1 protein-coding gene and 1 other RNA gene are annotated in these 3,033 nt (G+C 59.6%); both read right to left on the bottom strand.

Annotated elements, in window-relative coordinates; genetic code table 11:
- Positions 1 to 808: 808 nt before the first annotated feature.
- Positions 809 to 2,113 carry a hypothetical protein gene (locus FJ398_27040; GenBank protein MBM3841533.1) on the bottom strand — a complete coding sequence of 435 codons (1,305 nt, stop codon included), beginning with the start codon at positions 2,111 to 2,113 and terminating at the stop codon, positions 809 to 811.
- A 63-nt stretch (positions 2,114 to 2,176) separates the two neighbouring features.
- Positions 2,177 to 2,530, bottom strand: a transfer-messenger RNA (tmRNA) gene (gene ssrA, locus FJ398_27035).
- Positions 2,531 to 3,033 lie beyond the last annotated feature (503 nt).

Raw genomic sequence — 3,033 nt, 5'->3', positions numbered from 1 at the left:
ACGGCCACTCGGACGTCATCAAGTGGCGCGATCCGCGAACGCTGGCCATCAAAGTAATCAATTCGGTTCGAACCGCGAACAACGCGGATTTGAAGCGGCTCCAGTCGATTGTTGCAACGAAAGTCAACTGATGAAACGATTCATTGTCACTCTTTCTCTTCTCATCACAGCAAGTCTATCAGTACCGGAGCAACGGTTGCGCGCCGCGCTCAAGCGCCTGCTGCGCAATCACGGCTTGCGCGTCGCTCAGTAGCCTTACGCTTCACGATTCGCTCGCCGGGCTTGGCTCATTCTGGGCCGGTTCGTTCGCGGAAACATCCCAAATCCGAGGCTCTATCCCGCGACGATCACGGCTGTTTTTTGGTTGCGGTCTCATGCTGCCGGGCAGCGGCTTGGGCTCAACCTGACCGCCGCGCTATTAGCGGGTGCCGGGTCCATGATGCCGCGCCGGTCGCTTTTCCCAGAAAAGAGAACGTTTAGAGAGGCTCGGAAAATTTTCCCGCCGCTCACCGTCCTCGCCGCCGCAAGCAGCGCCCGGGGGGCAAGAGTCGAGACGTGGCAGAGCGCGAGCTTGGACGCGACGGGACTTGATACGCTGAGAGTGGAGAAGCGGGTTTGAGCGAGCGAGCCGACCGAGAACAGGAGAGCGACACACTGTCGAGTTGCTCCGACGATGCCCGGCTCTTGCGCGCAGTTGGCTTGGGAGCGGGCGAAGGGCCGAGCGATGGGGACCGTTCGGGGCGGAATTCCCCTGCCGGGGCGGGCTGCCGGAGGCGGGTGCCTACGACCGCCGAAAGATTCCGGCCCATCACTGGCCAGCGGCAGCAGACAGCGGCAACACGTTCGTTGCTTCTGTTGCCGGCGTGACGCTGAACCATGCCCTGGCTTCATCTTCGGTCACAAGCTCGCGGTAGTGTCGAAAGATCATCGTCGGACTGTTGCCCGCTTCCAGCGCGGTCTTGGCGGCGTCATGCGTCAAGGCCAGACGATAGGAACAGAACGAATGCCGCAGCCCGTTTCGCTTCCACTTGAAGGCGGTTTTATTGCCCGCTTTTTTCCGAGCGCGGTTCACGGCGGACACAATCGCTTCGTAAAACTTGTTCTCTTCGGAGAAGTAGGCGAGGCGGCCTTCGGGCTGAGTGTAGGGCGCAAGCCAGGCAATCGCGGCGTCGCACAGCGGAACCAAGCGCCGCGCGGCGGTCTTGGCGTTCACGGCTTTGATCTCGACGAAGCGGCGTTCAAGATTCACTTCCTTCCAGTCCAGCCGGAGAATTTCCGCCGAGCGCAACCCGCAGAACGCGGCGATGGCCAGCCAGGCCGCAAGCTCCGGGCGGACTGAATCGAGCATCTCCCGCAGTTCATCCGGCGTGAAAATCAGCGTCTCGGTCGGACGGACTTCCGGTTTCTCGACGGCTTCCAGTTCGTCCAGCAAATCGCGAGGCGCATACTTCCGCCGGACGGCAAAGCGCAGCAGCGAGACAATCAATCGAAGATCGTTGAGCTTGCTCCGGCTGCCCACGGTCATGGCGTCGAGGTAGGTTTGGATCAAACGACCGGTTACTTGAGCCACGGGCATTTGAAAGGCTTGCGCAAACCGCGTCAGCCGCGTCCGTAAATCGCTAAGGTGACGCTCACTTCGTCCGGCTTGCTCTTTGGCGGCGATGAACTCGTTTACCACTTCGGCAACGTTCCGGGATTCGCGAACCGACCGCTGACGGCGAGCGAAGTCCGCAACGGCTTCCTTCAGCGTCGCGCCGGTCGGAATCAAACCCAGCGCTTCCACGTATTCGGCTACGGCCAAGTTGAGCGGACGATTAAACGGCCTGAGCAAATCCAGGGCTTGGACGTAGATAGCCCGGTCAGCCGGCGTCAAACGGAGCACTTCGTTTTCGCCGTTGGCCAGCTTCGTGGCGACCAGTTCAGCTTCTCGCCTCGCTTCTTCCCAGTCGGAGAATCGGCGGCGGATGCGGGTTGCGCCCTGATAGTAAACAAGGGTCGGTTGCTCGTAATCGACGCCCCGGACGCGGTTGAGGGTGGGATAGATTTTGACGGTGACGTTGCCGCGAGTGACTTCCAGGGTTTTTTTTGGAGGTGGAGACTTCTTCGCTTTCATGCGCGAATTTGTCCCCACATTGTCCCCAAAAGTCAAGCATTTCGTGAAAATGCCAGATTTTATTGGTGGAGGCGGCGGGAGTTGAACCCGCGTCCTTGATTAACTTGCCAGCCGCGACTACATGCTTAGCCGGAAGAGAGTCTCGGCCGCGCGATAACCTTCCGACGCGAATCGCACGGCCCAGCCCGCATGAAAATGTTTCGGCCAAACCCGCGCAGACTCCGTGTTTGACCTAACCTGCTGTCGCGTTCAGCCACCGTAGCAGGTGTCCAGCGGTGAACGTCACGGCGGTATTAAGCCGCGAGAGCTAATTCTTGGTTAGCTTTTAATGTTCGGTTCGATGATTAACGAGGCCAACGAACCATCCTCGGCATGCCGCCTCTGGCGTGTTACCCAAGTCGAAGCCAGTACGCCCCCATCAACGGCGCTGAAACTATCGGTTAACCGCAAGCTTCGGTCAAGCCAGGTCATCAGCGCATCATCGGGCGGCGTGGTGTGTATTGTGGAGCGAGGCTTCATTGGAGTACGCGGACTGGCGTTCGCAATCTCAATCTGACATGTGCCGTTCTTCAAATCGGGCGACTCGCTCACGGAAGCGACGCCTTCCACACGCTTGAGGCAATCGCGAATCTGAATCCACGATTCACCCAACCATACGGCCCGTTCACGTCGAGGCCGAGCCGGAGCGTCTCGACCCATCCAGCTTCAAGTGACAAGAACTGAAACGTTCTGACCTGAGGGTGGTGAGTGGCGCCTGAATCGTGCACGTGCCGCTTTTCGCGTCGAAAATAAATTCCGGTTTTGCTGGAGGCGATTTCGCTTTCTGGCGAGGCACGACGAAGGAGCATAGCCAGGGCTCTGCGACTGAGGAGAAACGAAGCCAGAAAGCGAAATCGCCCCAGCCCTCCGGGGCGGGGCGG

Source organism: Verrucomicrobiota bacterium, from assembly GCA_016871535.1.
Classification (GTDB): domain Bacteria; phylum Verrucomicrobiota; class Verrucomicrobiia; order Limisphaerales; family SIBE01; genus VHCZ01.
Note: the sequence above shows the minus strand (reverse complement) of the source record. Positions and strands in the feature narration are given on the sequence as shown.

What these genes read in the sequence shown, in the direction of transcription:
- FJ398_27040 (MBM3841533.1), bottom strand. Translation starts at nt 2,113, where the DNA reads ATGAAAGCGAAGAAGTCTCCACCTCCAAAAAAAACCCTGGAAGTCACT.